Origin of the sequence: Streptomyces sp. NPDC026673 (assembly GCF_040638135.1) — a bacterium.
GTDB lineage: Bacteria > Actinomycetota > Actinomycetes > Streptomycetales > Streptomycetaceae > Actinacidiphila.
On record NZ_JBEZXR010000005.1, the window covers coordinates 215,140 to 241,400 of the forward strand.

Here is a 26,261-nt window from a genome sequence, read left to right on the forward strand (position 1 = left end):
CGGCGCCTTCACGATGACGGCGATGCCGGCTCGGTGGGACCGTGGCTCACATCCGGTGCTCCTGTGGCACTGCACCCTCGTCGACGGTCAGGATGCCATTGCCGCGATGGCCGGCGAGGAAGGCGGTGAACTCGTCCGTGTCAGCGGCCGTCGCGGGCAGGTCCGCGGTGCGGGGTTCGAAGCATCCGACCAGCTCGGTCGCGAGCTCGTCGCTCAGAGTGGGCAGTGCGTACCGAGGAACCGTGCCCCGCCAGAACAACCAGTCGGCCACACGCAGGGCCGGGCAGCGTGCCTGCTGAGGCTCGTCGGATTCGTGGTGGTCGGCCCATGTGCCGAGGTACAGGTAAGCGCCTTTGCGCATGGCGGCGTCCAAGGCGGGCGTGGGGTCGTCCTTCGAGTTCCAGTACGCGCGCATTTCGCTCACGGGCACGGAACCGTCCAGGGCCGCCAACCACAGGTGCAAGGGCTGCGTCATTCCGGCAGCGTCCCACGGGAGGCGGGAGCCACGTCCGGCACCGCCGCGGCGTCCCGGCCGACCGGCAGGTTCGCCTGTCTCCCGGCCGGCGGTCAGCGGGAGGTGAGGGGGGTTTCGGACTCGACACGGGTGAGCTTTTCGGGGTTGCGGACGTAGTAGAGGCCGGTGACGCGGGCGTTCTCCACGCGGAAGGCCAGCACGCCGTCGATCTCCCCGTCCAGGCGCAGGATGAGCCCGGGGTTGCCGTTGACCGTCGTGGACTCACTGGTGAGGATGCCGCCGGCCTTGTCGACACTGCCGGCCATGTAACGGAGCACCTTGTCGGCGCCGACGACCGGCTTCAGGGCCGCCAGCTTGAAGCCGCCGCCGTCGCTGACGAAGACGACGTCCGGGGCGAGTACGTCGAGCAGTCCCTGCAGATCCCCGGTCACGAGTGCCGACTGGAACGAATCCAGCGCCGCCCGGGCTTCTTGCGGGGAAGCCGGTGTGCGCGGCCGGCGGGCGTCGACGTGCTGGCGGGCGCGGTAGGCGATCTGGCGCACGGCGGCGGGGCTCTTGTCGATCGCGGTCGCGATGTCGTCGTAGCCGAAGTCGAAGACCTCGCGCAGCACGAAGACGGCGCGTTCGGTGGGCGAGAGCGTTTCGAGGATGAACATGAGGGCCAGCGAGAGGTTCTCGGACAGTTCCACGTTCTCGGCCACGTCCGGCGCGGTGAGCAGGGGCTCGGGCAGCCACGGACCGACGTAGGCCTCCTTGCGCCGTTTGAGGGTGCGCAGCCGGTTGAGTGCCTGGCGGGTCGTGATCCGCACGAGATAGGCGCGCTGGTCCCGCACCTGCGCCAGGTCGACCTCGACCCACCGCAGCCAGGTCTCCTGGAGGACGTCCTCCGCGTCCGCCGCCGATCCGAGCATCTCGTAGGCGACGGTGAACAACAGGTCGCGGTGGGCGACGAAAGCCTCGGTCGCGGGGTCGGACGGATGGTCGTTCATCTCGTGCGCTTCACTCTCTCGCGGTCGGTCCCACATGTCGGAAGCGGGCCGTGGATGTGTACCCGGCCCGAAGACGGGCTATCGGCGGCAGCCTCCCGGCTCACCGGGCCATGTGGGGGTGGGCTGTCGTCGTCGCTCCGGATCGGTCCTTTGTGGCCGGACCGGTCGGTCCGGCCGGTCCGGCCCAAGGAGGGGACCCGGTGGTCAGGCCGAGCGCCGGGAGCCGGACGGCGTCGTGTGGTGTTCCGGCTGAGGGGTACCCGGACGATCGGTGCCGTCGCCGCGGACGGCACGGGAACTGGCCTTGCGAGCCCCGGACAGCAACTTGTTGAGGGTGAACCGGCAGGCGATCTCCTTGACACCGGCACCGGTCCGCCCGCTGATGCTGAGCGAGTTCACCTTGTCGTTCGGGTAGGAGAACTGGGTGACGCCCGCGTTCCGGCCGAGGCTGAGGCACTGCCCGGCGAAGAACATCCGGACCGGCGCGGGCCTCTTCCCCGCGATCCGGTGCAGGATCGTGGCGGCGGCCGCCGGGCCCAACTGCACGGCTGCCTGGCAGCTCATCCGGAACGGGTGGTCCGGCATCACCCCGGCATCGCCGGCGGCGACGATGCGCTCGTCGTCCACGCTGGTCAGCGTCGTGTCGGTGACCAGGCGGCCTTCGGCGTTGGTACGCAGTCCGCTGCGGGCGGCCAGGTCCGGGACACGGAATCCGGCGGTCCAGATCGTCACCGCGCTGGGCACCTCGCGGCCGTCCTCGAGCCGTACGACGTCCTGTGTCACCTCCGTCACCTGGGCGTGGGCGCCTTCGAGGACGGTCACCCCGAGCTTGGCGAGCCGGCGGGCGACCGGGCGGCGGACCCGGGCGTGCAGGGAGGGGCCGAGCACGTGGCCGCAGACCAGGGTGACCTTGCGGCCCCCTTCCGCCAGCTCGGCGGCGGTCTCCAGGCCGGTCGGGCCGGCCCCGACCACGGTCACCGGAGCCGACGCGGGCGTGGCGGCCAGCGCCGTCCGCAGTCGTTCCGCCCCTTCGAGGTCCGACACCGAATGAGCGAACTCCGCCGCTCCGGGGACACGGGGGTCGGAGGCGCCGCTGCCGACCGCGTAGACGAGGTAGTCGTACGAGACCGTGTCCCCGCCCGCCAGCGACACCTGGCGCCCGGCGGGGTCGATCCGGGTCGCGGTGTCGACCACCAGCCGGACGTTCTTGCCGAGCACCTCACCGTAGCCCTCGAGCGCGTCGTCGGAGCCGGTCACCATCTGGTGCAGGCGGATCCGTGAGACGAATTCGGGACGTGGGTTGACCAGGGTCACCGACACGCCGTCGCGGCGTGCCAGGCGGTTGGCCGCCGTCACGCCGCCGTACCCGCCGCCGACCACGACCACCTGGACATTTCCGTTCATTGTGTCTCCCTCGAGTTGTGGACTCGGCATGGAGACACCGGCCGCGCAGCCCGCATAACGGCTCGCGGATGAGACGTGGCGCACATCGGGCGCGGTGGGAACGCCGCCTCTTCGCGAGGGCGCGCCCCGAGGTCGTGGAAGGTCGGCCCCGACTTTGGATTCGCATCGCCCCGGATTTCACGTCACCCAATTATTTTGATTCCCGCTGCTCGGGTTGAAATTGTTGCGCCGGAGTGTCGCGTCAGGGTAATCCGAAGCGGCCTGTTTTTTGCCAAATCCGACTCGCTTGAATGAATTAATTTTATCCTGCCCTGCAGCGCATTCTCGGTGTGGAGAGTCCGTTCCGGATTCACTCCAAGGTGTACCCGTGTGGTGTCCGGGAAATCACGTTCGGCAGGGCGTTATGGGTCCTGAGCTGGAGGAACGCCGGAGTTGCGGTCTCCTGGATGTCGTCGAACATTTCTCGGTGGTGCCCTGTTCGGCGCACCTTCGCCGTGAAGCGTGAATGACTTCCGGGCGGCTATCGGCTAGCTTCGGTTTCGCATCGGGAAATTTCCATCTCCAAAGGAGGAATGCAGTGAAAGGTCTTGCTCGAGCCGCGGCCACGGTGGCATTGGCGGTATCGGCCATGGGGGTTCCCCTGGCCGGCACGGCGCTGGCCACTTCCGCGACCTGTTCGGGGTGCGGCTGGGACGACGGCTGCGGTGGCCGGGGCCATGACCGCGGAGACTACGGTCGTGGGGGCTACGGCCACGGAGGGTACGACCGTGGGGGTTATGGCCACGGAGGGTACGACCGTGGGGGCTACGGCCGCGGGGACTACGGCCGTGGAGGCCATGGCCGCGGAGGGTACGACCGCGGGGGCTACGGCCGCGGAGGGTACGACCGCGGGGACTACGGCCGTGGAGGCCATGGGCGCGGAGGGTACGGCGGTCGGGGCGTGGACTTCGGCTACTTCAGCTTCACCAACAAGTCGCTCGAGTCTGCGCACGTGAAGGCCCACAACGAATCGCTGTCGGCCAACGTCGCCTCCCCGCTGGCGGTCGCACAGTCCCAGGCGGTCCAGGCCATCAACATCCGTCAGTAGTTCCCTCCCGAAGTCGACCGTCGTCCTGGACAAACCTGCCCTGTCGGGGACCGGTCACCTTCGAAGGGGTCAATTGGCGAAGGCCCGACCGCGGCCGATCCTCGTCGGTCGGTCGCGGTCAGGCTTGAATCTCCGGAATCGAGGGTTCCGCAACGGCCGTTTCGCGGACCCGTCTCACTGCTGCCACGGCCGGCGCACACCGGGCACTGCGGGATCCTTGCGCTCGTCACCGGGGGCCCTGTTCAGGGGAGTTCCGGACGGTCTCACCGGAGCTCGAGCGGTGCTCCTCACCGGCCCGGGTGACCTGAGGAGTCAGTCGAAGAGGGCAACGACTCCATTCACCCAGATCGCAAGGAACGCAAGAGCCCCCACCAGGCAGCCGACGCCCGCCAGCACACCGCCGACCGTCCACGGCTCGGAAGGCGCCTCGTACTCCTCCTCCAGGCCGTCCCGGTAGGAGGCGGGGTCGTCCCAGTCGACGGGGTGCCCCAGTTCCTTGGCGCAGGCGGTCCGCACCGCGATCAGTTGCCCCTCCGCGAAGGCGGTGGCAGCCATCGCCTCGGGGCCGCGCCAGGCGAGGGCCTTCATCCGCCACCCGGGAGAGCCGTACCGCGCCTCGAAGGCGGCGGTCTCATCGGCGTTGCGGTCCTCCTCGAGGTACATCCAGCGTCCAGCCTCGGCGGCGTCGCCGTAGAGCCGGTACACCTCGGCCAGACGCCGGCGGAGCGTCAGGTCATACGGGAAGGACGAGACGAGACCGCGCAAACGCTGGCGCGCGACGGGAACACGGCCGGCGACCAGGTCCGCGTCGACTCGGGCAAGGGTCTCTCTCAGGGGCATGAACGCATGATCGGGTAGCGCGCTGATCGATGGCGACCTGGTTTTGTCGCTTCAAGGCGCTCCCGCCGCGCAGAGTGCGGCCGGCGCCTCGGGCCGCTGCTCCATTCTTAGCCCCGCTCCGGCCCGGCCGCCGACCGCCCGCCCGCCAGTCGGCGAGGCGACGGCTGAGGAGGCAACCCGCTGTGGCTGGGGCGGTCGGCTCCGCGGCTTTACGCAGCCATCATGGGGCGGGCCTCGAAGATCGGGGCCCACATCTGGCTATTGCGGGCAGGCGAGGAGCCGGCCCGATTCGTGGCCGGCGTACGGGCTCGATCTCTCGCCCCATGGCAGTTCCCGCCCAAAGCCGCTGCACCGACCTCGCATACCGTGCGCCCGTGGACATCAACCCCGCTCAGGATTAGCGCACGCAGGCGACAGCCGATCTCTCAGCCCCGGACATGCCGGGCGGAACCGACCCGTTGAGTGACGACGAGATCGTGTCGGACTACCTGGAGCACTCCCGTCGCCTTGCCCGCGAGGTCATCCACGGAGACGATCCCTACGCCACCGCTTTGTACGTGATGGGTGCCACAAGCGAAGTGGACGTCTTCAGCACATACGACCATGCAGGCGGCGTGTATGTCATTTGGGGTGCCCTGACCGACTGGGTTGAACTCAGGCCGCACGAGGAAAACCTTGCGGTGCAGCACATGGTCGCCGCAGCACGGGAATGGCTGGTTCTTGACCATCACGACGATGCCGCCGTGCGCCGCTACCTCGACCACTGGCACGAGATCCTCGGTATCGGCGGAAGGTAGCGAGCGGTCGACCGGCAACCTCCACATCACAACAGCAGATCGCACTTCGTTCGGCAGCGATCGAGCCACCTGGAGGGCTCCCGCCATACGCGTGCCAGGTGACGCGGTGGCGGGCGGGGAGGATGACAGTCTCGCTTCACCACAGGTCAGCGTCTGCCCAGGTGGGCCATGGTTCGCAGCCTCAGTCTTCCAAACCAGGGACATAGGGAGTGGCATCAGCGTGGTAGACGGCCACCTCCTCGACGTCGGACTTGAGCTGTACCGTCCCGTTGCTGCTGTATCCCCTGATGACGTCCCGGGCCTGCTCCCATCGCGCGCTGCCGTAGCGCTCGGACATCCGCAGAGCCCATTCGCGGCGCGTGGACCGGCGATCCCCCAAGAACGGGACCGCGAGGTGGCCTCGCGCGGCACCGCCCACCAGCGCCTGTCTGACGGGTGGCGTCACCGGCCACGCACCTGACAGCCCTGTCACCCGAATGGCCCAATATGAGGTGCCACCCACATGGGTGAAGATCAAGCTGGCTAGTGACCCAACCGAGGCAATGCGTGAAAGGGGAACCACATGCGCATTCGACGAATCCTCGCCGCCGTCATCGCCACGGTAGCCCTCGCCGGACTCGGCCTCACAGGCGCCGCCACCGCCACCGCCACCACCGCCGCCAGCCCCACACCGGGTGAGTGCCAGGACGGCGGCGGAACGGTCGATTGGGCGACCAACACCTGCAAGGGCGGTACGTACGACGGGCAGATGGTCGACTGAGCCCCCCCTGGGCGCCCCGCAGCCACGTGCTGCGGGGCGCTCCCGCGTGAGCGCAGCCGGAGAATCGCAGGGACCGTGCCGAGCCACCGTGCCCGCACCGGATGCGGGCCGGTGCCCGGCGCCGTCCTCGGGACGTGGAGGGGCGCTCGGTGATGACCGATGTCGACAGCTGCCGACAGCTCGGCAGCGGGTCAGGACGTTGGTCGATGAGACGGCCGCAGGTCACGGCCGCCGGCGGTCGGCTGCGGTTGTGCGGATCACGCGGCGTCGAGTTGAGCGGCCAGGAACACCGCTGCCACCGAAGGGCGGACTGCGTACGTTGCACCCGCGCTCCCCTCAGGAGCCTCCCACCAGTAGAACGGAAGCCGCCGCTCACTGTTGCTGTGTCCCTTGCTCATGCCGGACAGCACCCCTGCCACGCGCCGCGCCGGATCACTCTCGTTCGGCCCGCCCAGGACCTTGTCCACCAACTCGGTGCAGTGGATCCCCCGACCGGGATTGCGTAGCAGGTACTCGAACACCCGCCGGGCCTGCGGCGCGATTTCGGTCAAGAACGTCGCGGCGCGCTCCAAGTCCTCCGGACCCCACTCCGAGGCCTGGTAGTGCCCTGCTTCTCCAGCAGTGCCTGACCCATCGTGGATCAGTCTCGGTCAGATACGCCGTCATGCCCGCCCCCAACAATTCGCCCCAGCGTGTGTGTCGTTCGCACCGTACAGATCCGCCAGGACACCGCGTGTCGAATCCGTGGGGAAGTTCTATCGGCAAGCAGTTCAGCAGAGGAAGCGCACAGGTCAAGAGGAGGACGGGACGCCGCCATGGAGCGCCTTCCAGGCGCCGGCGCCGACGCAGCGGCTGACATGCATGGTCTCGTCCGCGTTGTCGTGGTGATCTGAGACGTGCGGCGGTCTCGAATGTGTGTGCGAATTATTTGAACGTTCAGAACACCTGCGTGCGATCCGGCTGTATCGACAGATGCGGCTCGACAGCTGTGGACGCGAAGATCCGCGAGGCCCATGCGGCTGCGCGCTCCCGAAGCCGTCCCACAGCGAGGGCCGCGACCTCTGGGCCGTCTCCGGGTCGTGAAAGATCGGCCGAGGTCGACAGGGGACGCCTGAGGGTGACGGGAGCCTCACCCATCTGACCTGGGCGGCCCCAAACGATCTGCGACACTGGACGCACCATGCCTGCACCCGGAGAACTCACATTCGTCGCCCCGCGCGGAGCCAAGAAGCCGCCGCGGCACCTTGCCGACCTCTCGCCCGAGGAGCGCCGGGAGGCGGTCGCGGAACTGGGGGAGAAGCCGTTCCGTGCGAAGCAGCTCTCGCAGCACTACTTCGCGCGCTACGCCGACGACCCCGCCGCGTGGACGGACATCCCGGCCGCGGCGCGCGGCAAGCTGGCGGAGGGGCTGCTGCCGGACCTGATGTCGGTCGTGCGGCACAGCAGCACCGACAACGACACGACGCGCAAGACGCTGTGGCGGCTGTTCGACGGGACTCTGGTCGAGTCGGTGCTGATGCGCTACCCGGACCGGGTGACGATGTGCATCAGCTCGCAGGCGGGCTGCGGCATGAACTGCCCGTTCTGCGCCACCGGCCAGGCCGGCCTGGACCGGAACCTGTCGACCGGGGAGATCGTGCACCAGATCGTGGCGGGCATGCGCTCGCTGCGGGACGGCGAGATCCCGGGCGGGCCCGCGCGGCTGTCCAACATCGTGTTCATGGGCATGGGCGAGCCGCTGGCCAACTACAAGCGGGTCGTCGGCGCCATCCGCCGGCTGACCGACCCGGAGCCCGACGGCCTGGGGCTGTCTCAGCGGGGCATCACGGTGTCGACGGTGGGCCTGGTCCCGGCGATGCTGCGCTTCGCGGACGAGGGCTTCAAGTGCCGGCTCGCGGTGTCGCTGCACGCGCCCGACGACGAGCTGCGCGACACTCTGGTGCCGGTGAACACCCGCTGGAAGGTGCGCGAGGTGCTGGACGCCGCGTGGCACTACGCGGACGTGTCCGGCCGCCGGGTCTCGATCGAGTACGCGCTGATCCGGGACATCAACGACCAGGCGTGGCGGGCCGACCTGCTGGGCCGGCTGCTCAAGGGGCGCCGCGTCCACGTCAACCTGATCCCGCTCAACCCGACCCCCGGCTCGAAGTGGACGGCCTCGCGGCCCGAGGACGAGCGGGCGTTCGTGGCGGCGCTGGAAGCGCACGGCGTGCCCGTGACCGTCCGGGACACCCGCGGTCAGGAGATCGACGGCGCCTGCGGTCAGCTGGCGGCTTCCGAGCGCTGATCCGCGCTTGCTATCGTGACGGTCGTTTGCGGCCGTTTGCCGTGACATCACACAAAAGAACATCCGACAGGGGAGCGCAGACAGCGCTGAGAGTGCGGCAGAGCCGCAGACCCTCGGACCTGATCCGGGTCATACCGGCGTAGGGAGTCACACATGAGCACCACCCGTCGGCGTGCGGCCGGCACCGTCCTCGTCGTCGCGCTCGGCGCGACCGCGCTCGCCGCCTGCGGCAGCGACGGCGGCGACACCGCCGAGGGCGGCAGCACCTCCAAGACCGTGACGCTGGTCAGCCACGACTCCTTCGCCGCGTCGAAGGGCGTGCTGAAGGAGTTCACGAAGCAGACCGGCTACACCGTCAAGGTGCTGCGCGGCGGCGACGCCGGCGCCGCGGTCAACCAGGCCGTGCTGTCCAAGGGCAACCCGCAGGGCGACGTCTTCTTCGGCGTCGACAACACGCTGCTGTCCCGCGCCCTCGACAACGACCTCTTCGAGCCGTACGAGGCCAAGGGCCTCGACAAGGTGCCCGCGGGGCTACAGCTCGACGCCGCGAAGCACCGCGTCACGCCCATCGACTTCGGCGACGTCTGCGTCAACTACGACCGGAAGTACTTCGCCGAGCACAAGCTCGCCGTGCCGGAGAGCTTCGACGACCTCGTCAAGCCCGAGTACAAGGACCTCCTGGTCACGGAGAACGCCGCCACCTCCTCCCCGGGCCTCGCCTTCCTCCTCGCCACCACAGCGAAGTACGGCGACGAGGGCTGGCAGGACTACTGGAAGAAGCTCAAGGCCAACGGCGTCCAGGTCGTCGACGGCTGGGAGCAGGCGTACTACGACACCTTCTCCGGCGCCGGGGGCGGCAAGGGCGACAAGCCGCTCGTCGTGTCCTACGCCTCCAGCCCGCCCGCCGAGGTGCTCGGCCTGAAGACGCAGCCCGCGCAGGGGCCGACGGGCGTCGCGACCGGCACCTGCTTCCGGCAGATCGAGTTCGCGGGCCTGCTCAAGGGCGCGAAGAACACCGAGGGCGGCAAGGCGCTGGTCGACTTCCTGCTGGGCCGCGCCTTCCAGGAGGACATGCCGCTGAACATGTTCGTCAACCCGGTCCGCGACGACGCGGAGCTGCCCGAGGTCTTCACCAAGTACGCGCCCGCCATCAGCGATCCGGCCACCGTCGCGCCGGAGAAGATCGCCGAGAACCGGGAGCAGTGGGTCAAGTCGTGGTCCTCGCTCGTGCTGAAGTAACGAAGACCGCCGGGGGGACGCGCGCGAAGGCGGCGGCCGTCCGGCCGCCGGCGGTGCGGCTGGGCCTGATGGCCGTGCCGGTCGCCTTCTTCGCGCTGTTCTTCGGCTATCCGGTCGCCGCCATCGTCACCCGCGGGCTCCGCGAGGGCGGACGGTGGCGGTTCGGCCGGTTCGCCGACGTCCTGGGCGAGCCCGACATCCTGCACGTGCTGTGGTTCACCTGCTGGCAGGCGGCCGCGTCCACCGCGCTCACCCTGGCGATCGCGCTGCCCGGCGCCTATGTCTTCGCCCGCTTCGACTTCCCCGGCAAGCAGGTGCTGCGCGCGGTGGTGACCGTGCCCTTCGTGCTGCCGACCGTCGTCGTCGGTTCGGCCTTCCTCGCGCTGCTCGGGCGCGGCGGGCTGCTGGACGAACTGTGGGGCGTGCGCCTGGACACCACGGTGTGGGCGATCCTCCTCGCCCACGTCTTCTTCAACTACGCCGTGGTCGTACGGACCGTGGGCGGGCTGTGGGCACAGCTCGACCCCCGGCAGGAGGAGGCCGCGCGGGTCCTCGGCGCGGGGCGGCTCGCGGCCTGGCGGAAGGTGACGCTGCCCGCCCTCGCCCCCGCGGTCGCCGCGGCCGCGCTGATGGTCTTCCTGTTCACCTTCACCTCCTTCGGCGTCGTCCAGATCCTCGGCGGGCCCACCTTCTCCACCCTGGAGGTGGAGATCTACCGCGAGACCGCCCAGTTGCTGGACCTGCCGACGGCGGCCGTGCTCACGATCGTGCAGTTCGCCGCCGTCGCGGCGATCCTCGCCGTGCACGCCGGGACCGTACGGCGCAGGGAGAGCGCGCTGCGGCTGGTCGACCCGGCCCGCACCGCGCGGCGGCCACGCGGCGCCGGCGAGTGGGGGCTGCTCGCGGGGGCGCTCGGCGTGGCGGCGCTGCTGATCCTGCTGCCGCTCGGCGTGCTGGTCGAGCGCTCCCTGCACGGCCCCGACGGCTACGGCCTCGACTACTACCGGGCGCTGAACTCCGCGGCCGACAGCGGCGGGACCTTCCTTGTGGCGCCGGTCGCCGCGGTGTGGAACTCCCTCCAGTACGCGGCCGCCGCCACCGCGATCGCCCTGGTCGTCGGCGGGCTGGCCGCGGCCGCCCTCACCCGGAGGGCCGGGCGTCTCGTCCGCGGCTTCGACGCCCTGCTGATGCTGCCGCTGGGCACCTCGGCGGTGACCATCGGCTTCGGCTTCCTCATCACCCTCGACGAGCCGCCGCTGGACCTGCGCTCCTCGTGGATCCTCGTGCCACTGGCCCAGGCGCTGGTCGGCGTGCCCTTCGTGGTGCGCACCATGCTGCCCGTGCTGCGCGCGGTCGACGAGCGGCAGCGCGAGGCGGCGGCGGTGCTCGGCGCCTCCCCGCTGCGGGTGTGGCGGGAGGTCGACCTGCCGCTGGTACGGCGGGCGCTGCTGGTGGCGGCGGGCTTCGCGTTCGCCGTGTCGCTCGGCGAGTTCGGTGCCACCGTCTTCATCGCCCGCCCCGACAACCCCACCCTCCCGGTGGCGGTCGCCCGCTTCCTCGGGCGGGCCGGTGAGCTCAACTACGGCCAGGCGATGGCGCTCAGCACCGTGCTCATGCTGGTGTGCGCGGGCGCGCTGCTGGCCCTGGAACGCATCCGCATCGACAGGTCGGGGGAGTTCTGATGTCCCTGTTGCGACTGGACGGCGCCACGGTGCGCTTCGGCGGGCGCGCCGCCCTGGACGCCGTCGGGCTGGACGTCGCCGAGCACGAGACGGTCTGCGTGCTCGGGCCGAGCGGCAGCGGCAAGTCCACCCTGCTGCGGGTCGTGGCCGGGCTGCAGCCGCTCGACGCCGGGCGTGTGCTGCTCTCCGGCCGCGACCAGGCGGGCGTGCCCGTGCACCGGCGCGGCGTCGGGCTGATGTTCCAGGACCACCAGCTCTTCCCGCAGCGCGACGTCGCCGGAAACGTCGATTTCGGCCTGCGCATGCGCGGCGCCGGTCGCGCCGAACGGGAGCGCGCGGTCGCCGAGTTGCTGGATCTCGTCGGCCTCCCCGGCGCCCAGCGGCGGGCGGTCGGTTCGCTCTCCGGCGGCGAGCAGCAGCGTGTCGCCCTGGCTCGGGCGCTGGCGCCCGATCCGCGGCTGCTCATGCTCGACGAACCGCTCGGCCAGCTCGACCGCGGACTGCGCGAGCGCCTGGTGGTCGAGTTGCGCGGGCTCTTCCGCAGGCTCGGCACCACGGTGCTCGCCGTCACCCACGACCAGAGCGAGGCCTTCGCCCTCGCCGACCGTGTCGTCGTCATGCGCGACGGCCGCGTCGAGCAGGCCGGCACGCCGCTGGAGGTGTGGCAGCGGCCCGCCTCGGAGTTCGTCGCCCGCTTCCTCGGCTTCGACAACGTGGTGGCCGCCACCGTCACCGGCGATGCCGCCGACACCGCCTGGGGGAAGATCCCCGTCCCGCCGGGCTCGCCCCAGGGGCCGGCCCGGCTCCTCGTGCGACCGGCCGGCGTACGGCTCGTCCCGGCTGCGGACGGGCTGCGCTGCGAGGTGCTCGCGCGCACCTTCCGCGGCGACCAGGTCACCCTCCGCCTGCGCCCGGAGGACGGTCCCGGGCTGGAGGCCACCTGCGCCCTGCGCGACGCCCCCGCCGAGGGCGACACGGTGGGCGTTGCCTTCTCGGCGGACGAGGTCGTGGTGCTCGACGCGTAGACCCTCTGTCCCGTCAGCCGCCGCGTGGGCCTGCTCGGTGTGCGGGTGGATGGTGGCGGTGCTGCCGGTTTTCGGCTGTCCCACCGTCTCGCTCCCTTCGGTCGCAGGGCGGCGGGCTGCGGATGGGGAGGGTGGCGGTTCGGGGCTTCGTTGCGGTGTGCGGGCCGGTGCGTGGCGGGTGTTCAGGCGCCGGAGCGGGGTGCGTCTCCGGTGGCTTGGGTCTCGTTGCCGTCCGCGGGTATAGATGGCCGCTTCCACGCCTACTCCCGGTGGTGGGCGCGCCTGCCGTGACCTGCGTCTGCGGCTGATTCGGGGTGCTGGTGGGGGGTGGGCGGGACATCGGGCCCGCTTTCACCGACTATGTCGGCGAAACAGAGCCCGATCTCGGAAACCGACCTGCCGAACCCATGTCCTGTCGGGGAATCAGCCGCAGTCGCCGGTTACGGCGGGCGCGCCATCCACGGAGGGTGGGCGTGGTCACCGGCCATCTCTACGCGCGGACGGCGACGAGACCGGCACCCTATGAACAACAGGCCCCGCTCCGGCGCTTGGACCCCGGCCACCCACCCAGCCGCACACCGCCGACCCGCCCCAGGCCCCACCCTCCCCTCCGCAGCCAGCCGCTGTGCGACCGAAGGGAGCGAGACGAACCCGCACCCGACCACCGTGCGTGCCGGCGCTACCCCGCCGTGCGGGCCCTGAATCCGGGCTAACCCCGCGTCAGGCGCATCAGCGCCTGCGGGGCGTCCTCGACGGAGTCGACCAATGCGATGCGCGGCTCCATGGAGCGGCCGTCGGCGAGCGCCTGGAGCAGGGGCCACGCCGGCAGGCGACGGGTCCAGTGGTCGCGGTCGACCAGGACCATGGGGCGCGGGGCGCCGTTGGACTCGTAGTAGTTGGGCGTGGTGTTGTCGAAGATCTCCTGCACGGTGCCCGCGGCCCCCGGCAGGAAGACGACGCCTGCGTTGCAGCGGGCCAGCAGGCCGTCCTCGCGGGTGGCGTTGGCGAAGTACTTGGCGATGTGCTCGGCGAAGGCGTTCGGCGGCTCGTGGCCGTAGAACCAGGTCGGTACGCCGATGGAGGCCCCGCCGCCGGGCCGGCGGTCGCGGATCTCGAAGGCCACGCCCGCCCAGTCGCCGATGGACGGATGGAAGGACGGCACCTTGGCCAGGGACTCCAAGGCGTCGGCGAGCATCGCGTCCTCGAAGGGCGCGGCATACGCGCCGAGATTGGCGGCCTCCATGGCCCCGGGACCACCACCGGTGGCCACGGTCAGGCCCTCGCGGGCGAGTGCCCTGCCGAGGCGGGCGGCGCCGTCGTAGGCCTCGGTGCCGCGCTCCATGGCGTGGCCGCCCATGACCCCGACGACGCGGGCGCCGGAGACGAGTTCGTCGAAGGCGTCGGAGACGGCGTCGTCGTGGATGCTGCGGAGCATCGACGCATATATGTCGCCGCGTCCCCGGGTGCGCAGGAACCACTCGTACGCGCGGGCGTCCGGCGTCGCCGCGTAGCCGTCGGCGAGCCCCTCGTAGAGGGCGTCCGGGCTGTAGAGCGCACCCCGGTACGGGTCGAACGGCAGATCCGGCACCGGGGGGAAGACCATGGCGCCGCGGGCGCGGACGTGTGCGGCCGCCTCGGGCTCCATCGGGCAGCCCAGGAACACGGCCTCGGCGGTGTCGGCGGAGAGCAGGACGGGGGTACGGGTCGTCAGATCGACCGACTGGACGCGGTGTCCGCACAGCGATCCGGACGCGGCGATCCGGTCGAATTCCTCGAGGGACTCGATTTCGTGATCGTTCGGCGTCAGCACGCCCGCCACCCTAGCGCCCGCGGCGGAGGCCCCCGCCGCGGGGCTCCCGCGGCGCTACCGCAGCGGCAGCGTGCCCAGGTGGGCGATGAGCAAGGTCAGCGGGAGGGCGGCACCGAGGACGGCGAGGGCGCGTACGGCGGCGGCGTTGCGCAGCAGCGCGGCGGGCGCGCCGAGGCGGGCGAGGGCCGCGGTGGCCGGACGGCGGGCGCGCTTGGCGTCCACGGTCGCGGTGAGGACGGTCGCGAGGGCCGACACGGTGACGAGGCAGGCCCCGAGCACGGTGAGCGGGCCGACGGGATGCACACCGGCACCGAGCCGGTCGCCGCCGACGAGCGCGGTGGCGGCCACGGCGCACAGGGCGCCCAGCGGCCGGCCGACGAGCGAGGCCTCCTCCTGGAGCGCGCGGCCCGCGAGCAGCCGCAGGGCACTCGGGTGGCAGGCCGCCAGCAGCCGCCCGCACAGATGGACGAGCCCCGGCATGGCCAGCACCATGCCCGCGGCGGTCAGCAGCCAGCCGCCGACGACGGCCGGAGCGGCATGGCCCAGGCCACCGGGCAGCGGCAGCATGCCGCCGGAGACGGGGGTACGGCCGTCGCGGGCGGAGGTGATGCCGAGGGCCAGGCCGATCGCGACGAGGGCGGCGCCCCACGGCAGGCCGGACGGTGCGCTCTCGCGGGTGGCGGGCGCGTCCTCACGGGTCCGCCGGGGCCGCAGTGCGACCGCCGCCGCGACCGCCGCGGCCAGCGGCAGCGTGGCGAGCAGGGTCAGCGCGCCCACGAACGGCAGCCGCCGGTCCGCGCCGAGCAGTTCGGCGGCGCCGCCGACCGGCCCGGGGCCGGGCAGGTCACCGCGCAGGTAGAGGAAGCCCAGGAGGGCCGCCAGGACGCCCAGCCCGCAGTTGAGCGCGGAACTCGCCGCGGCCAGCAGGGGCAGCCCGTGCCGGCCGAGCCCGGCCGCGGCCAGGCCCGCGTGCAGCCGTCCGCTCGGTTCCGTACGGGCCACGAGCACCGACAGATGGACGGTGGCGGCGAAGGGCACCGCGCACCAGAGCAGCCGGACGGTGCTGTCCGGGGCGTCCTCGGGATGCGCGAGGGCGTGGCCGAGCACGGCGAGCAGCAGGAAACCCGTGCCCGCGGCCGCGGCGGCGACCAGCAGCCGGCGCAGCAGCACCTCGGGCCGGGAGCCGAGGGCTACACGGAGGCTGAGCACGAGTCGGCGCCCTCCCGTTCCTGGTACGGCATGCCCGCGACGAAGCGCCCGTCGACCAGGGTGACCACCCGGTCCGCGAGGGCGACGACCTCGGGTTCGTTGGAGGCGAGCACCACGGTGATGCCGTGCGAGCGGGCGGCGCTGGTCAGCATGCGCAGCACCTGGGCGCGGTCCGCGCGGTGCAGCGGGGCGGTCGGCTCGTCCGCGAAGACCACGGAGGGCCGGTTGACCAGGGCGCGGGCGATCGCCACCCGTTGCCGCTCCGCCTGCAGCAGCCGGCCGGGACGCTTGCGGGCGGCCCCGCCGATGTCCATCCGGTCCAGCCACTCCTGCGCGGCGGCGCGGGCCGTGCGGTACGGGACGCCGCAGAGCAGGAGCGGCAGCGCGGCGTTCTCCCGGACGGTCAGCTCGGGCAGCAGTTGCGGGCTGCTGTCGATCCAGCCGAAGCGCTCGCGCCGCAGGCGTTCGCGGGCGGACACTCCCAGGGTGTGCACGGGGGAGCTGTTGAACCACACCTCGCCCTGTTCGGGCAGCAGTTCGCCGGACAGGCAGCGCAGCAAGGTGGTCTTCCCGGCGCCGTGCGGGCCGAGGACGCCGAGGATCTCGCCTTCCCGTACGCCGAGGGACACGCCGAGCAGAGCGGGTGAGCGGTCGTGCGTGTGGCGCAGGCCGCGGGCCCACAGCACGTCGTTGTCGGGTGGGTTCACGTTGGCCTCTAACGAACGCGGGGAGTCCGGGTCACTGCGGCACCGTACGCGGCCCGTGGCACCCGGCCCCGGTTACGGACGGGCTTTCCCGGGCGCGGCCACCCGTGCGGACTAGCGCGGTTTCCGCCGTGGACGCCTACGGGCCGGGGCACGCGGCGTGCGTGCCCCGGCCCGTGGATGCTTCGGCGAGTGAGCCGAAGGGGCGCGGCCGGTGTCGAAGGGGAGAACGCGCGGAGGTCCCGAGGAACGAGGGACCGAGCACGATCGACCTCCCCCGGCCTGGCGGCCGGGGGCGCCCCCAACACCGGCCGGAGCGCCCCGGAGGCGAACCGAGCCTCGAAAAGGCCGATCAGAGCTTGGTCCAGGCCTCCGTGAGGACGGTGCGCAGGACGCCCTCGATCTCGTCGAACGTCGACTGGTCGGCGATCAGCGGCGGCGCGAGCTGGACGACCGGGTCGCCGCGGTCGTCGGCGCGGCAGTAGAGGCCGTTCTCGAAGAGCGCCTTGCTGAGGAACCCGTACAGGACGCGCTCGGTCTCCTCGTCGGTGAAGGTCTCCTTGGTGGCCTTGTCCTTCACCAGTTCGATGCCGTAGAAGAAGCCGTTCCCGCGGACGTCACCGACGATCGGCAGGTCGTGGAGCTTCTCCAGGGTGGCGCGGAAGGCGCCCTCGTTGTCGAGCACGTGCTGGTTGAGCTGCTCGCGCTCGAAGATGTCGAGGTTGGCGAGGGCGACCGCCGACGACACCGGGTGGCCGCCGAAGGTGTAGCCGTGCAGGAAGGTGTTGTCGCCCTTGTAGAAGGGCTCGGCGACGCGGTCGGAGATGATGCACGCGCCGATGGGCGAGTAGCCGGAGGTCATGCCCTTGGCGCAGGTGATCATGTCCGGGACGTAGCCGAACTTGTCGCAGCCGAACATGGTGCCCAGCCGGCCGAAGGCGCAGATGACCTCGTCGGAGACGAGCAGCACGTCGTACTGGTCGCAGATCTCGCGGACCCGCTGGAAGTACCCGGGCGGGGGCGGGAAGCAGCCGCCCGCGTTCTGCACCGGCTCCAGGAAGACGGCCGCGACGGTGTCGGGGCCCTCGAAGAGGATCTGCTGCTCGATCTGGTCGGCGGCCCATCGGCCGAACGCCTCGGGGTCGTCGCCGAAGAGCGGGGCGCGGTAGATGTTGGTGTTGGGCACCTTGTGCGCGCCGGGGACCAGCGGCTCGAACGGGGCCTTGAGGCCGGGCAGGCCCGTGATGGACAGGGCGCCCTGCGGGGTGCCGTGGTAGGCGACGGCCCGCGAGATGACCTTGTACTTGGTCGGCTTGCCCGTGAGCTTGAAGTACTGCTTGGCGAGCTTCCAGGCGGTCTCGACCGCCTCGCCGCCGCCGGTGGTGAAGAAGACCTTGTTCAGGTCGCCGGGGGCGTGGCCCGCGAGGCGCTCGGCCAGCTCGACGGCCTTGGGGTGGGCGTAGCTCCACACCGGGAAGAAGGCGAGCTCCTGGGCCTGCTTGTAGGCGGTCTCGGCGAGCTCCACGCGGCCGTGGCCGGCGTTGACCACGAAGAGCCCCGCCAGGCCGTCGATGTACCGCTTGCCCTTGTCGTCGTAGATGTACGTGCCCTCGCCGCGCACGATGGTCGGCACAGGGGCGTTCTCGTACGACGACATGCGGGTGAAGTGCATCCACAGGTGGTCGTACGCGGTCTTGGACAGGTCCGCGCTCATGGCTATCTGGTTCCCCAGGTGTAGGTCTGCTTCCGGAGCTTGAGGTAGACGAAGCTCTCGGTGGACCGCACGCCGGGCAGCGTGCGGATCCGCTTGTTGATCGTCTCCAGGAGATGGTCGTCGTCCTCGCAGACGATCTCGATCAGCAGATCGAAGGAGCCCGCGGTGACGACGACGTACTCGACCTCCGTCATCTCCGCGAGCGCGTCGGCGACGTGTTCGATGTCGCCTTCGACGTTGATGCCGACCATCGCCTGCCGCCGGAATCCCACGGTGAGCGGGTCGGTGACGGCGACGATCTGCATGACGCCCTGGTCGAGCAGCTTCTGGACGCGCTGGCGCACGGCCGCCTCGGACAGGCCCACGGCCTTGCCGATGGCGGCGTACGGGCGCCTGCCGTCCTCTTGAAGCTGTTCGATGATCGCCTTGGAGACGGAGTCGATCACAAAGGCGCCGTTGGAGCCCCTGGGATCCGGAGTACGAGTGGCCACGCACCCCACTCTGCACGAGAGGTCAGCCGTCACGCAAGCCCTGATCGATGAAATCCGTGGTTTGGGGACCTCAAACTCACGGAATCCATTGTTTCGGAGTTTCGGCTATGTCGAATACGGCAGTCCTGCAGGTAGGCTGGTGCCCGTCTCACACATCGGACAGGAACAGGGAGAGGTGCAGTGAGCGAGCTCCGTATCTTGCGCAACCACATCAACGGAGAATTCCGCGACGCCGCCGACGGGCGCACCACCGATGTGGTGAACCCCGCCACCGGTGAGGTCTACGCGACCGCCCCGCTCTCCGCCGCCGCCGATGTCGACGCGGCGATGGCCGCCGCCGCGGCCGCCTTCCCGGCCTGGCGCGACACGACGCCGTCCGAGCGTCAGAAGGCGCTGCTGAAGATCGCCGACGCCTTCGAGGCGCGCGCGGACGAGCTGGTGGCCGTCGAGAGCGAGAACACCGGCAAGCCGATCGGGCTGACCGCCAGCGAGGAGATCCCTCCGATGGTCGACCAGATCCGCTTCTTCGCGGGCGCCGCCCGGCTCCTCGAGGGCCGCTCTGCCGGCGAGTACATGGAGGGCATGACCTCGATCGTCCGCCGTGAGCCGGTGGGCGTCTGCGCGCAGGTGGCCCCGTGGAACTACCCGATGATGATGGCCGTCTGGAAGTTCGCCCCGGCGATCGCCGCGGGCAACACGGTCGTCCTGAAGCCCTCGGACACCACCCCCGCCTCCACCGTGCTGATCGCCGAGATCATCGGCGAGATCCTGCCCAAGGGCGTCTTCAACGTCGTCTGCGGCGACCGGGAGACCGGCCGGCTGATGGTCGAGCACCCGACCCCCGCGATGGCCTCCATCACCGGCTCCGTACGCGCCGGCATCCAGGTGGCCGGCAGCGCCGCCAAGGACGTCAAGCGGGTCCACCTCGAGCTCGGCGGCAAGGCCCCGGTCGTCGTCTTCCAGGACACCGACATCGCCAAGGCCGTCGAGGACATCGCCGTCGCCGGTTACTTCAACGCCGGCCAGGACTGCACCGCCGCCACCCGCGTCCTGGTGCACGAGTCCATCCACGACGAGTTCGTCTCCCAGCTCGCCAAGGCCGCCGCCGACACCAAGACCGGCGCCGCGGACGACGAGGACGTGCTCTACGGCCCGCTCAACAACGCCAACCAGCTCGCCCAGGTGACCGGCTTCATCGAGCGCCTCCCGGCGCACGCCAAGGTCGAGGCCGGCGGCCACCGCGTCGGGGACAAGGGCTACTTCTACGCCCCGACCGTCGTCTCCGGCCTCAAGCAGGACGACGAGATCATCCAGAACGAGGTCTTCGGCCCCGTCATCACCGTGCAGTCCTTCACCGACGAGGACCAGGCCGTGGAGTGGGCGAACGGCGTCGAGTACGCCCTGGCCTCCTCGGTGTGGACCAAGGACCACGCGCGCGCGATGCGCATGTCCAAGCGCCTCGACTTCGGCTGCGTGTGGATCAACACCCACATCCCGCTGGTCGCCGAGATGCCGCACGGCGGCTTCAAGAAGTCCGGCTACGGCAAGGACCTCTCCGCCTACGGCTTCGAGGACTACACCCGCATCAAGCACGTCATGACGTCCCTGGACGGCTGACACCCGCCGCGCACACCCGCCACGGCCCCGGACACACCCCCGTGTCCGGGGCCGTGGCACGCGCGCGTACGCTCCGCGGCATGGAGGATCGAAGAACCCTCGAACAGCGCATACGCGCATGGCTTGTCGTCTTCGTCGTGTGCCTGGTGCTGAGCGGCGTCACCGCGTTCCCGCTCGTGCACGAGGTCCGGTGGCTGGACGGCTGGGGCCTGCCCGGAGCCGTCGGCGACTGGATCTCCCGCGTGCGGGAGGGACTTGACGCCACCGACGCGAAGTACCCGTTCATGATGTACGGCACGGACTGGCTCGCCTTCGCGCATCTGGTGATCTCCGTCGCCTTCTACGGGGTCTGGCGCGACCCGGTGCGCAACATCTGGATCGTGGAGTGGGCCATGATCGCGTGCGTCGGGATCATCCCGCTCGCGGCGATCTGCATCCCGCTCCGCGACCTGCCGCTGTGGTGGATGCCCGTCGACATGGCGTTCGGCGTCGTCGGCATCGTCCCGCTGCTGATCCTGCGGCGGATGATCAAGCGGCTGGAGCGCTTGGGCACGGAGTCGCCCGTACCCGCAGGGGTCTGACGGACCGGGGCCGCCTGGTGTCCGACGGGCCGTCTCCGCGGGGCGGCGGGCCGTCGCCGCCCTCACCGGCCGCCGAGCACCTCGCGCAGCACGGCGATGCGGTTGCTCGTGACGGCGTCCGCACCGAGCCGTTCCAGCCGGCGCATCGTGCGCCGCAGGTCCACCGTCCAGGCGCCGACCAGCAGGCCCTCGCCGCGCGCCCACTCCACCAGGGGCGGGCGCACCAGCCCGAAGCGCAGATTGATCCAGCGCGGCCGCAGCTCCGACAGCAGAAGCGGCGGTACAGGCGCGGAGGTCTTCCAGGTCAGCGCGATCTCCGCGGCCGGGTCCCGGTCCCGGACCGCCAGCATGGCGAACGCCTCGCCGCAGTAGTACGTACGGTCCCCGGCGCCCGCGTCGCGGACCGCGGCCAGCACCGGTGCCGCGGACCGCGGCAGGGTGAGGTCGACCAGGGCCCGGCAGCCGTCGACGGCGGCGAGCGCCTCGTAGAGGGTGGGGACGCCGTGCGGCAGCCGGTCCGAGGGTGTGTCGGCGACGGCGGACCCCACGCCCCACAGCCGCTCCAGCGTGGGGTCGTGGAGCAGTACCGGCACGCCGTCGCGGGTCAGCCGCACGTCCATCTCCACCGCGTCCGCCCCCGCGCGCAGCGCGCTGCGCAGCGAGGGCAGGGTGTTCTCGCGGTGGTGGTACGGGTCGCCGCGATGGGCGATCGCTAGCGCTGCCATCCGGCCAGGTAGGCGTCGATCTCGGCGGTGAGCCGCGCCTTGCCGGGGGTGTCCAGGAAGGAGGCCTCGACGGCGTTCCTGGCGAGCTGGGCCAGACCGCCCTCGTCGAGCTGGAGCAGCCGCGCGGCCACCGCGTACTCGGTGTTGAGGTCGGTGCCGAACATCGGCGGGTCGTCGCTGTTGACGGTGACGAGCAGGCCGGCCGCCACCATCTCCTTGATGGGGTGCTCGTCGAGCGTGGCGACCGCCCGGGTCGCGATGTTCGACGTCGGGCAGACCTCCAACGGGATGCGGTGCTCGGCCAGATGGTCCAGCAGGCGCGGGTCCCGGGTGGCGCTGGTGCCGTGGCCGATGCGCTCGGCGCCCAGTTCGGTGAGGGCGTCCCAGATCGTCTCCGGGCCGGTGGTCTCGCCCGCGTGCGGCACGCTGTGCAGGCCGGCGGCGCGGGCGCGCTCGAAGTACGGCTTGAACTGCGGGCGCGGCACCCCGATCTCGGGCCCGCCCAGGCCGAAGCTGACCAGTCCGTCAGGCTGCAGTTGGGTGGCGATGCGCGCGGTCTCCTCGGCGGAGGCCAGTCCGGCCTCGCCCGGGATGTCGAAGCACCAGCGCAGCACGATGCCGAACTCCGCCTCGGCCGCCTTGCGGGCGTCCTCGATCGCCTCGACGAACGCCTTGTCCGGGATGCCGCGGCGGACCGAGCTGTAGGGGGTGACGGTCAACTCGGCGTAGCGGATGTTCTGCCGCACCATGTCCCGGGCGACCTCGTAGGTCAGCAGGCGCACGTCCTCCGCGTCGCGGATCAGGTCGACGACGGAGAGGTAGACCTCGATGAAGTGCGCGAAGTCCCGGAAGCTGAAGTACTCGGCGAGGGCGGCGGGGTCGGTGGGCACCTTGGAATCCGGGTGCCGCGCGGCCAGCTCCGCCACGATGCGGGGCGAGGCCGAGCCGACGTGGTGTACGTGGAGCTCGGCCTTCGGGAGCCCCGCGATGAAGGCGTCGAGGGCTGACGCGGTGTCGGACATGTCGTGATCCTCCTGCGGGGTCGGCGGCGACCGCCATCGTAAACGCGAAATTGCCTCCGTCCGGCGTCTTCGCAGGCCATAGCATTGCCCGACGTAGCCACCAGGAAGGCAGCGATGTCCCACGACCCCGAGAACCCGACGCCGCGCGACGCCGCGAGCGACATCCCCGCGGCGGTACCGGCCGCCCAGGCGGAACCGGCGGCTGCTGCGGAACCGGCGGACATACGGCCCGCCGAGGACGACGGGGCCCGGGACGAGACGGCCGACTTCGAGCTGCCCGCGCCTTCCGCGCCTTCCGCGCCGGTGGCCGGGGAGACCTCGGCGGTGCCGGACGCGCCCGTGACGTCCGGGACGGTCGGGGATGCGGCGGTTGGGGGTGCCGCGCCTGCCGGGGTTCCGGTGGCCGATGCCGTACCCGTCGACGCCGTGCCTGTCGATGTTCCGGTCGCGGACGCCGCGCCGTCCGTGCCGGTGGCGCCCGCGCTTTCCGTGCCGGAGGCGGGGGAGACCTCGGCGCTGCCGGGCCCGCGCGTGACGTCCGGGACGGCCGGGGATGCCGCGCCTGTCGACGTTCCGGTGGTCGATGCCGTACCGGTCGACGCCGTGCCTGTCGATGTTTCGGTCGCGGACGCCGCGCCCTCCGTGCCGGTGGCGCCCGCGCTTTCCGTGCCGGAGGCGGGGGAGACCTCGGCGCTGCCGGGCCCGCCCGTGACGTCCGGGACGGCCGGGGATGCGGCGGTTGGGGGTGCCGCGCCTGTCGGGGTTCCGGTGGCCGATGCCGTACCGGCCGACGCCGCGCCGTCCGTGCCGGTGGCGCCCGCGGGGCCCTCCGCGCCGGAGCCGGTTCGGCCGGTGGACGTCACCGCCACGGTGGACGGGCCCCAGGACGTCGCGCCGCAGCCCGCGCCGCCCGCCGAGGTGCCCGCACCGCGTGCCCCCTGGGCGCCGCCGGTGCCGCCCGCTCCCGGATACGGCCACCCCGCCGTGCCGGCCGGGTACAACCCCTGGGCGCCGCCCCCGGCCCCGCCCCCGCCGGTGCCGCCGCAGGAGCCCGTGGCGTTCACCAAGAGTCCGGTGCCGGAGGACGCACCGGCGCCCGTGCCGCCGCAGCAGCCCCACGATCCCTGGGCCCCGCCGTCTCCGGACACGACGGCGGCCATGCCCCCGCAACCGCCCCACGCCACCTTCCCCGGCCATCCCGGCGCCCCCGCGTATCCGGGTTACCCCGGCTACCCGGGCCAGGCCGGCTATCCCGGATACCCCGGTTATCCCGGATACCCCGGCTACCCGTCGTACGGGATGGGCCCGTACGGCGGATGGGCACCGCCCGCCCCACGCAACGGCGTCGGCCTGACGGCGATGATCCTCGGCATCGTGGGGGTCGTCCTGGGCATCGCGTGCTTCGGGGCGTTCCTCGGCCTCCCGCTCGGCATCGCCGCCGTCATCTGCGGCATCATCGGCCTGCGGATCGCCAGGCGCGGCCAGGCGACGAACCGGTCGCAGGCGATGACCGGTCTCATCCTCGGGATCGTGTCCGTGGCCCTGGCCGGCGTGATGATCGTGGTGCTGGTCGGCGGGATCCAGGGCGGCTGGTTCGACGGGATGGACGACGAATTCGTCGCCTCGCAGAACGCGGAGTGGGACGACCCGCTGGAAGCCGACGGCACGGCCATCTACGACAACGGGGTCCATGTCACGGTCTCGGATCCGCGGCGGACCGGGGACGTTTCCAAGAGCCTGCTCGGGAAGGGCACCGCGGTCACTTTCAGCGTCGAGGTGGTCAACACCGGCGAGGACCTCGCCGACCTGCACGACGGCGAGATCTCGGTCTACAGCGACGACACCGATGATGAGAGCCTGCTGGACCTGTCCTCCGGGAGGGGTCTGCCCGACGAACTCGAGGCGGGGGAGCGCACGACCACGGAGGTCATCGTGGTCGTCCCGGAGGAGGAAGAGGACGGCAGCATCGAGGTCGAGGTCGCACCCGGCTACGTCTACGACTACACCTACTGGCACTTGGACGTCCTGCCGTAACGGGCGCCGCGCCCGGCGGCGCCGCGCGGCTCAGCGCCGGACCGCCTCCAGCGCGAGCAGCGCGACGTGCAGCGACAGGCAGGACTCCACCTGGTCGAGGTCGATGCCGAGGATGCGTTCCACCCGGTGCAGCCGGTCGTAGAAGGACGGCCGCGACAGGTGCGCGGCGTCGGCCGCGGCCGACTTGTTGCGGCCGCTGTCCAGGTAGACGGTGAGGATGCGGACGAGGTCCGTGCCGTGCTCGGCGTCGTATGCCAGCAGCGGCCCGAGTTCGCGCTCCACGTAGGTCTGCAGCCGGGCGTCGTCGCGCAGCAGGTGCAGCAGCCCGCGCAGCCGGACGTCCGGCAGCCGGTAGTAGGCCCGCCCGCCGCCCGCCACCACCTTCTTGTCGGAGGGCTGTGTCCGGCCGCCCTCACCGCGTCCCCCGTGCATCGCGGCCTCCGCGACCTGCGCCGCCTCCAGCAGGGTGCGGCGGGCGTCGCGCAGGGAGCCGACCGAGGACCCCGCCGCCATGACGAAGGCGGGTCCGCCGTCGGGAGCGGGTTCGGTCAGCCGGGTGAGCGCGGCGGCGAAGTCCTCCAGCGCGGTGTGCTCGTCGTCGGAGGGGCCGAGGGAGACCAGCACGCCGACACCGCCGTCGTCGAGCGTGCCGGTGAGCGCGGTCAGTCCGCGTTCGCGCACGGCCTGGGCGGCGGTCTCGGTGAAGTCCCGCAGCCGGGCCTGCGCTTCCAGCGCCGCCGACGCCGGACCGCCGCGCAGCCGCAGCATGACTCCGACCAGCCGGCGGCCCTCCAGCGGCAGACCCAGCGCCCGGGCGCGCAGCGCCACATCGGAGACGGTGAGGGCATGGGTGAGGATGCCGGAGAGCAGGGTCCGGTGGGTCTGCCGCTCCAGCGACTCGCGGTCGCGCTCCAGCAGACGGTTCAGCGCGAGGGTCGCGGCTCCGCGCTCCAGCAGCACGGTGTGCCGGTGCGGGCGCTCGTCGGACTCGGGGGCCGCGTCCGGAGCGGGTTCGCCGACGACGATCAGGCGGCCCCAGTCGCGGCCGCGCGCCCCGACCGCGGTGACCAGCCAGCCCGACCGCGGGTCGTGGCCGGTGCGTCCGGCGGGACGGACCCCGCGGCTGCGCCGTTCCCAGCCGTCGAGCAGGGCCTGCGGGTCCCGGCCCGCCGGGTCGAAGGCGAGCACCTGGTGGGAGAGGTTCTCCAGCACGACCGGCGCGCCCGCCATCCGGGCCACCTCCCGGACGACCTCGTCGGGCTCCGCGCCCTCGACGGACAGCTCGTTGAAGGTCTGGTGCACCGCCTCGGAGGCCCTCAGTTCCGTCAGCTGGGCGTCGACGACATGGGCGTGCACCGCCTCGGTGACCGCCACGAAGCGGACCTCGGTACGGAGCACCGCCAGCGGCAGTCCGCGTCGTTCCGCCGCCCGGACCAGCGGGCGCGGCAGGGTGTCGGCGTAGCGCCGGCCCAGCTCGACGACCAGGCCGGCGGCGCCGACGTCGGCGAGGTCGTCGATGTAGCGCGCCAGGGACTCCTTGTCGTCGGGCAGCATCACGCCCGTGGTGAGCACCAGCTCGCCGCCGTGCAGCATGCCCGCGATGTCGGCGAGTTCGCTGATGTGCACCCAGCGCACCGGGTGCTGCAGTCCGTCGGAGCCCGCGACCACCTGCGGCGAACCCCGCCTGAGCACGTCCAGTCCCAGGACCTCGGCGACGGTGGGAAACACGGGTGACCTCCGGGGCGGAACGGGGCGGGCTGCCCTGTCAC

24 protein-coding genes and 1 riboswitch are annotated in these 26,261 nt (G+C 71.7%); of the genes, 10 read left to right on the forward strand and 14 right to left on the reverse strand.

The window, feature by feature from the left end; all coding sequences use genetic code 11:
* Positions 1 to 46: 46 nt before the first annotated feature.
* From AB0F62_RS06685 to AB0F62_RS06695, 3 genes are all read right to left on the reverse strand, one after another.
* Positions 47 to 475 (reverse strand): hypothetical protein, encoded by a 429-nt coding sequence (locus AB0F62_RS06685; protein WP_361792875.1) that lies wholly within the window; start codon positions 473 to 475, stop codon positions 47 to 49.
* A 92-nt stretch (positions 476 to 567) separates the two neighbouring features.
* Positions 568 to 1,464, reverse strand: coding sequence for an RNA polymerase sigma-70 factor (locus tag AB0F62_RS06690; RefSeq protein WP_361792877.1), 897 nt, complete (start codon positions 1,462 to 1,464; stop codon positions 568 to 570).
* A gap of 204 nt (positions 1,465 to 1,668) precedes the next feature.
* Positions 1,669 to 2,868: an FAD-dependent oxidoreductase gene (locus tag AB0F62_RS06695; protein ID WP_361792879.1), complete on the reverse strand. Its 1,200-nt coding sequence runs from the start codon at positions 2,866 to 2,868 to the stop codon at positions 1,669 to 1,671.
* Between the two features lie 940 nt (positions 2,869 to 3,808).
* Between AB0F62_RS06695 and AB0F62_RS06700 the strand changes: the two genes are divergently transcribed.
* Complete coding sequence (locus AB0F62_RS06700; protein ID WP_361792881.1) at positions 3,809 to 3,955, forward strand: hypothetical protein; 147 nt, start codon at positions 3,809 to 3,811, stop codon at positions 3,953 to 3,955.
* A gap of 312 nt (positions 3,956 to 4,267) precedes the next feature.
* Here AB0F62_RS06700 and AB0F62_RS06705 read toward each other — a convergent pair whose 3' ends face one another.
* Entirely contained in the window at positions 4,268 to 4,795 is a 528-nt protein-coding gene (locus AB0F62_RS06705; protein ID WP_361792883.1) for a DUF6584 family protein, read from the reverse strand.
* A gap of 458 nt (positions 4,796 to 5,253) precedes the next feature.
* On the opposite strand from AB0F62_RS06705, the gene AB0F62_RS06710 reads away from it, so the two are divergent.
* Positions 5,254 to 5,592: a hypothetical protein gene (locus AB0F62_RS06710; protein WP_361792885.1), complete on the forward strand. Its 339-nt coding sequence runs from the start codon at positions 5,254 to 5,256 to the stop codon at positions 5,590 to 5,592.
* A 181-nt stretch (positions 5,593 to 5,773) separates the two neighbouring features.
* On the opposite strand, the gene AB0F62_RS06715 is transcribed toward AB0F62_RS06710, so the two are convergent.
* A complete protein-coding gene (locus AB0F62_RS06715) occupies positions 5,774 to 5,929 on the reverse strand; it encodes a hypothetical protein (protein ID WP_361792887.1) in 156 nt (51 codons plus the stop codon).
* Between the two features lie 225 nt (positions 5,930 to 6,154).
* Between AB0F62_RS06715 and AB0F62_RS06720 the strand changes: the two genes are divergently transcribed.
* Complete coding sequence (locus AB0F62_RS06720; RefSeq protein ID WP_361792889.1) at positions 6,155 to 6,352, forward strand: hypothetical protein; 198 nt, start codon at positions 6,155 to 6,157, stop codon at positions 6,350 to 6,352.
* Positions 6,353 to 6,609: 257 nt separating this feature from the next.
* On the opposite strand, the gene AB0F62_RS06725 is transcribed toward AB0F62_RS06720, so the two are convergent.
* The gene (locus tag AB0F62_RS06725) at positions 6,610 to 6,924 is read right to left on the reverse strand and encodes a DUF6416 domain-containing protein (protein ID WP_361792891.1); all 315 of its coding nucleotides are present in this window, start codon (positions 6,922 to 6,924) and stop codon (positions 6,610 to 6,612) included.
* Positions 6,925 to 7,532: 608 nt separating this feature from the next.
* Here AB0F62_RS06725 and rlmN point away from each other — a divergent pair.
* The 4 genes from rlmN (at position 7,533) to AB0F62_RS06745 (ending at position 12,585) form a co-directional block, all read left to right on the forward strand.
* Complete coding sequence (gene rlmN / locus AB0F62_RS06730) at positions 7,533 to 8,639, forward strand: 23S rRNA (adenine(2503)-C(2))-methyltransferase RlmN (protein ID WP_361792893.1); 1,107 nt, start codon at positions 7,533 to 7,535, stop codon at positions 8,637 to 8,639.
* Between the two features lie 58 nt (positions 8,640 to 8,697).
* Positions 8,698 to 8,802: riboswitch (TPP riboswitch) on the forward strand.
* Complete coding sequence (locus tag AB0F62_RS06735; RefSeq protein ID WP_361792895.1) at positions 8,793 to 9,878, forward strand: thiamine ABC transporter substrate-binding protein; 1,086 nt, start codon at positions 8,793 to 8,795, stop codon at positions 9,876 to 9,878. It overlaps the preceding riboswitch by 10 nt.
* A 68-nt stretch (positions 9,879 to 9,946) precedes the next feature.
* Positions 9,947 to 11,560 carry an iron ABC transporter permease gene (locus AB0F62_RS06740; RefSeq protein WP_361792972.1) on the forward strand — a complete coding sequence of 538 codons (1,614 nt, stop codon included), beginning with the start codon at positions 9,947 to 9,949 and terminating at the stop codon, positions 11,558 to 11,560.
* Positions 11,560 to 12,585 carry an ABC transporter ATP-binding protein gene (locus AB0F62_RS06745; RefSeq protein ID WP_361792897.1) on the forward strand — a complete coding sequence of 342 codons (1,026 nt, stop codon included), beginning with the start codon at positions 11,560 to 11,562 and terminating at the stop codon, positions 12,583 to 12,585. The genes AB0F62_RS06740 and AB0F62_RS06745 overlap by 1 nt, the downstream gene beginning before the upstream one ends.
* Before the next feature lie 709 nt (positions 12,586 to 13,294).
* Here AB0F62_RS06745 and AB0F62_RS06750 read toward each other — a convergent pair.
* The 5 genes from AB0F62_RS06750 to AB0F62_RS06770 all read right to left on the reverse strand — a co-directional run bounded on the left by AB0F62_RS06750 (position 13,295) and on the right by AB0F62_RS06770 (position 18,513).
* Positions 13,295 to 14,404, reverse strand: a complete 1,110-nt coding sequence (locus AB0F62_RS06750) for a Rossmann fold nucleotide-binding protein (RefSeq protein ID WP_361792899.1) — start codon at positions 14,402 to 14,404, stop codon at positions 13,295 to 13,297.
* A 45-nt stretch (positions 14,405 to 14,449) separates the two neighbouring features.
* Complete coding sequence (locus AB0F62_RS06755; protein WP_361792901.1) at positions 14,450 to 15,604, reverse strand: hypothetical protein; 1,155 nt, start codon at positions 15,602 to 15,604, stop codon at positions 14,450 to 14,452.
* Positions 15,586 to 16,311, reverse strand: a complete 726-nt coding sequence (locus AB0F62_RS06760) for an ATP-binding cassette domain-containing protein (protein ID WP_361792903.1) — start codon at positions 16,309 to 16,311, stop codon at positions 15,586 to 15,588. Before AB0F62_RS06760 ends, AB0F62_RS06755 begins: the two co-directional genes overlap by 19 nt.
* 349 nt (positions 16,312 to 16,660) lie before the next feature.
* The gene (locus AB0F62_RS06765) at positions 16,661 to 18,022 is read right to left on the reverse strand and encodes an aspartate aminotransferase family protein (RefSeq protein WP_361792905.1); all 1,362 of its coding nucleotides are present in this window, start codon (positions 18,020 to 18,022) and stop codon (positions 16,661 to 16,663) included.
* 2 nt (positions 18,023 to 18,024) lie between these two features.
* A complete protein-coding gene (locus AB0F62_RS06770) occupies positions 18,025 to 18,513 on the reverse strand; it encodes an Lrp/AsnC family transcriptional regulator (RefSeq protein WP_361792907.1) in 489 nt (162 codons plus the stop codon).
* Between the two features lie 180 nt (positions 18,514 to 18,693).
* Between AB0F62_RS06770 and AB0F62_RS06775 the strand changes: the two genes are divergently transcribed.
* The gene (locus tag AB0F62_RS06775; RefSeq protein ID WP_361792909.1) at positions 18,694 to 20,130 is read left to right on the forward strand and encodes a gamma-aminobutyraldehyde dehydrogenase; all 1,437 of its coding nucleotides are present in this window, start codon (positions 18,694 to 18,696) and stop codon (positions 20,128 to 20,130) included.
* An 80-nt stretch (positions 20,131 to 20,210) separates the two neighbouring features.
* The gene (locus AB0F62_RS06780) at positions 20,211 to 20,711 is read left to right on the forward strand and encodes a hypothetical protein (RefSeq protein ID WP_361792911.1); all 501 of its coding nucleotides are present in this window, start codon (positions 20,211 to 20,213) and stop codon (positions 20,709 to 20,711) included.
* A 62-nt stretch (positions 20,712 to 20,773) separates the two neighbouring features.
* Here AB0F62_RS06780 and AB0F62_RS06785 read toward each other — a convergent pair whose 3' ends face one another.
* Both AB0F62_RS06785 and AB0F62_RS06790 read right to left on the reverse strand, forming a co-directional pair.
* Positions 20,774 to 21,436: a glycerophosphodiester phosphodiesterase gene (locus AB0F62_RS06785; RefSeq protein WP_361792913.1), complete on the reverse strand. Its 663-nt coding sequence runs from the start codon at positions 21,434 to 21,436 to the stop codon at positions 20,774 to 20,776.
* Positions 21,424 to 22,458: an adenosine deaminase gene (locus AB0F62_RS06790; protein ID WP_361792915.1), complete on the reverse strand. Its 1,035-nt coding sequence runs from the start codon at positions 22,456 to 22,458 to the stop codon at positions 21,424 to 21,426. Before AB0F62_RS06790 ends, AB0F62_RS06785 begins: the two co-directional genes overlap by 13 nt.
* 114 nt (positions 22,459 to 22,572) lie before the next feature.
* Here AB0F62_RS06790 and AB0F62_RS06795 point away from each other — a divergent pair, with 114 nt between their 5' ends.
* Positions 22,573 to 24,492: a DUF4190 domain-containing protein gene (locus AB0F62_RS06795; protein WP_361792917.1), complete on the forward strand. Its 1,920-nt coding sequence runs from the start codon at positions 22,573 to 22,575 to the stop codon at positions 24,490 to 24,492.
* Positions 24,493 to 24,522: 30 nt separating this feature from the next.
* Here the strand turns inward: AB0F62_RS06795 and AB0F62_RS06800 are convergent, their stop codons facing one another.
* On the reverse strand, positions 24,523 to 26,220 hold the full coding sequence (locus AB0F62_RS06800; protein ID WP_361792919.1) for a PucR family transcriptional regulator ligand-binding domain-containing protein: 1,698 nt from the start codon (positions 26,218 to 26,220) through the stop codon (positions 24,523 to 24,525).
* Positions 26,221 to 26,261 lie beyond the last annotated feature (41 nt).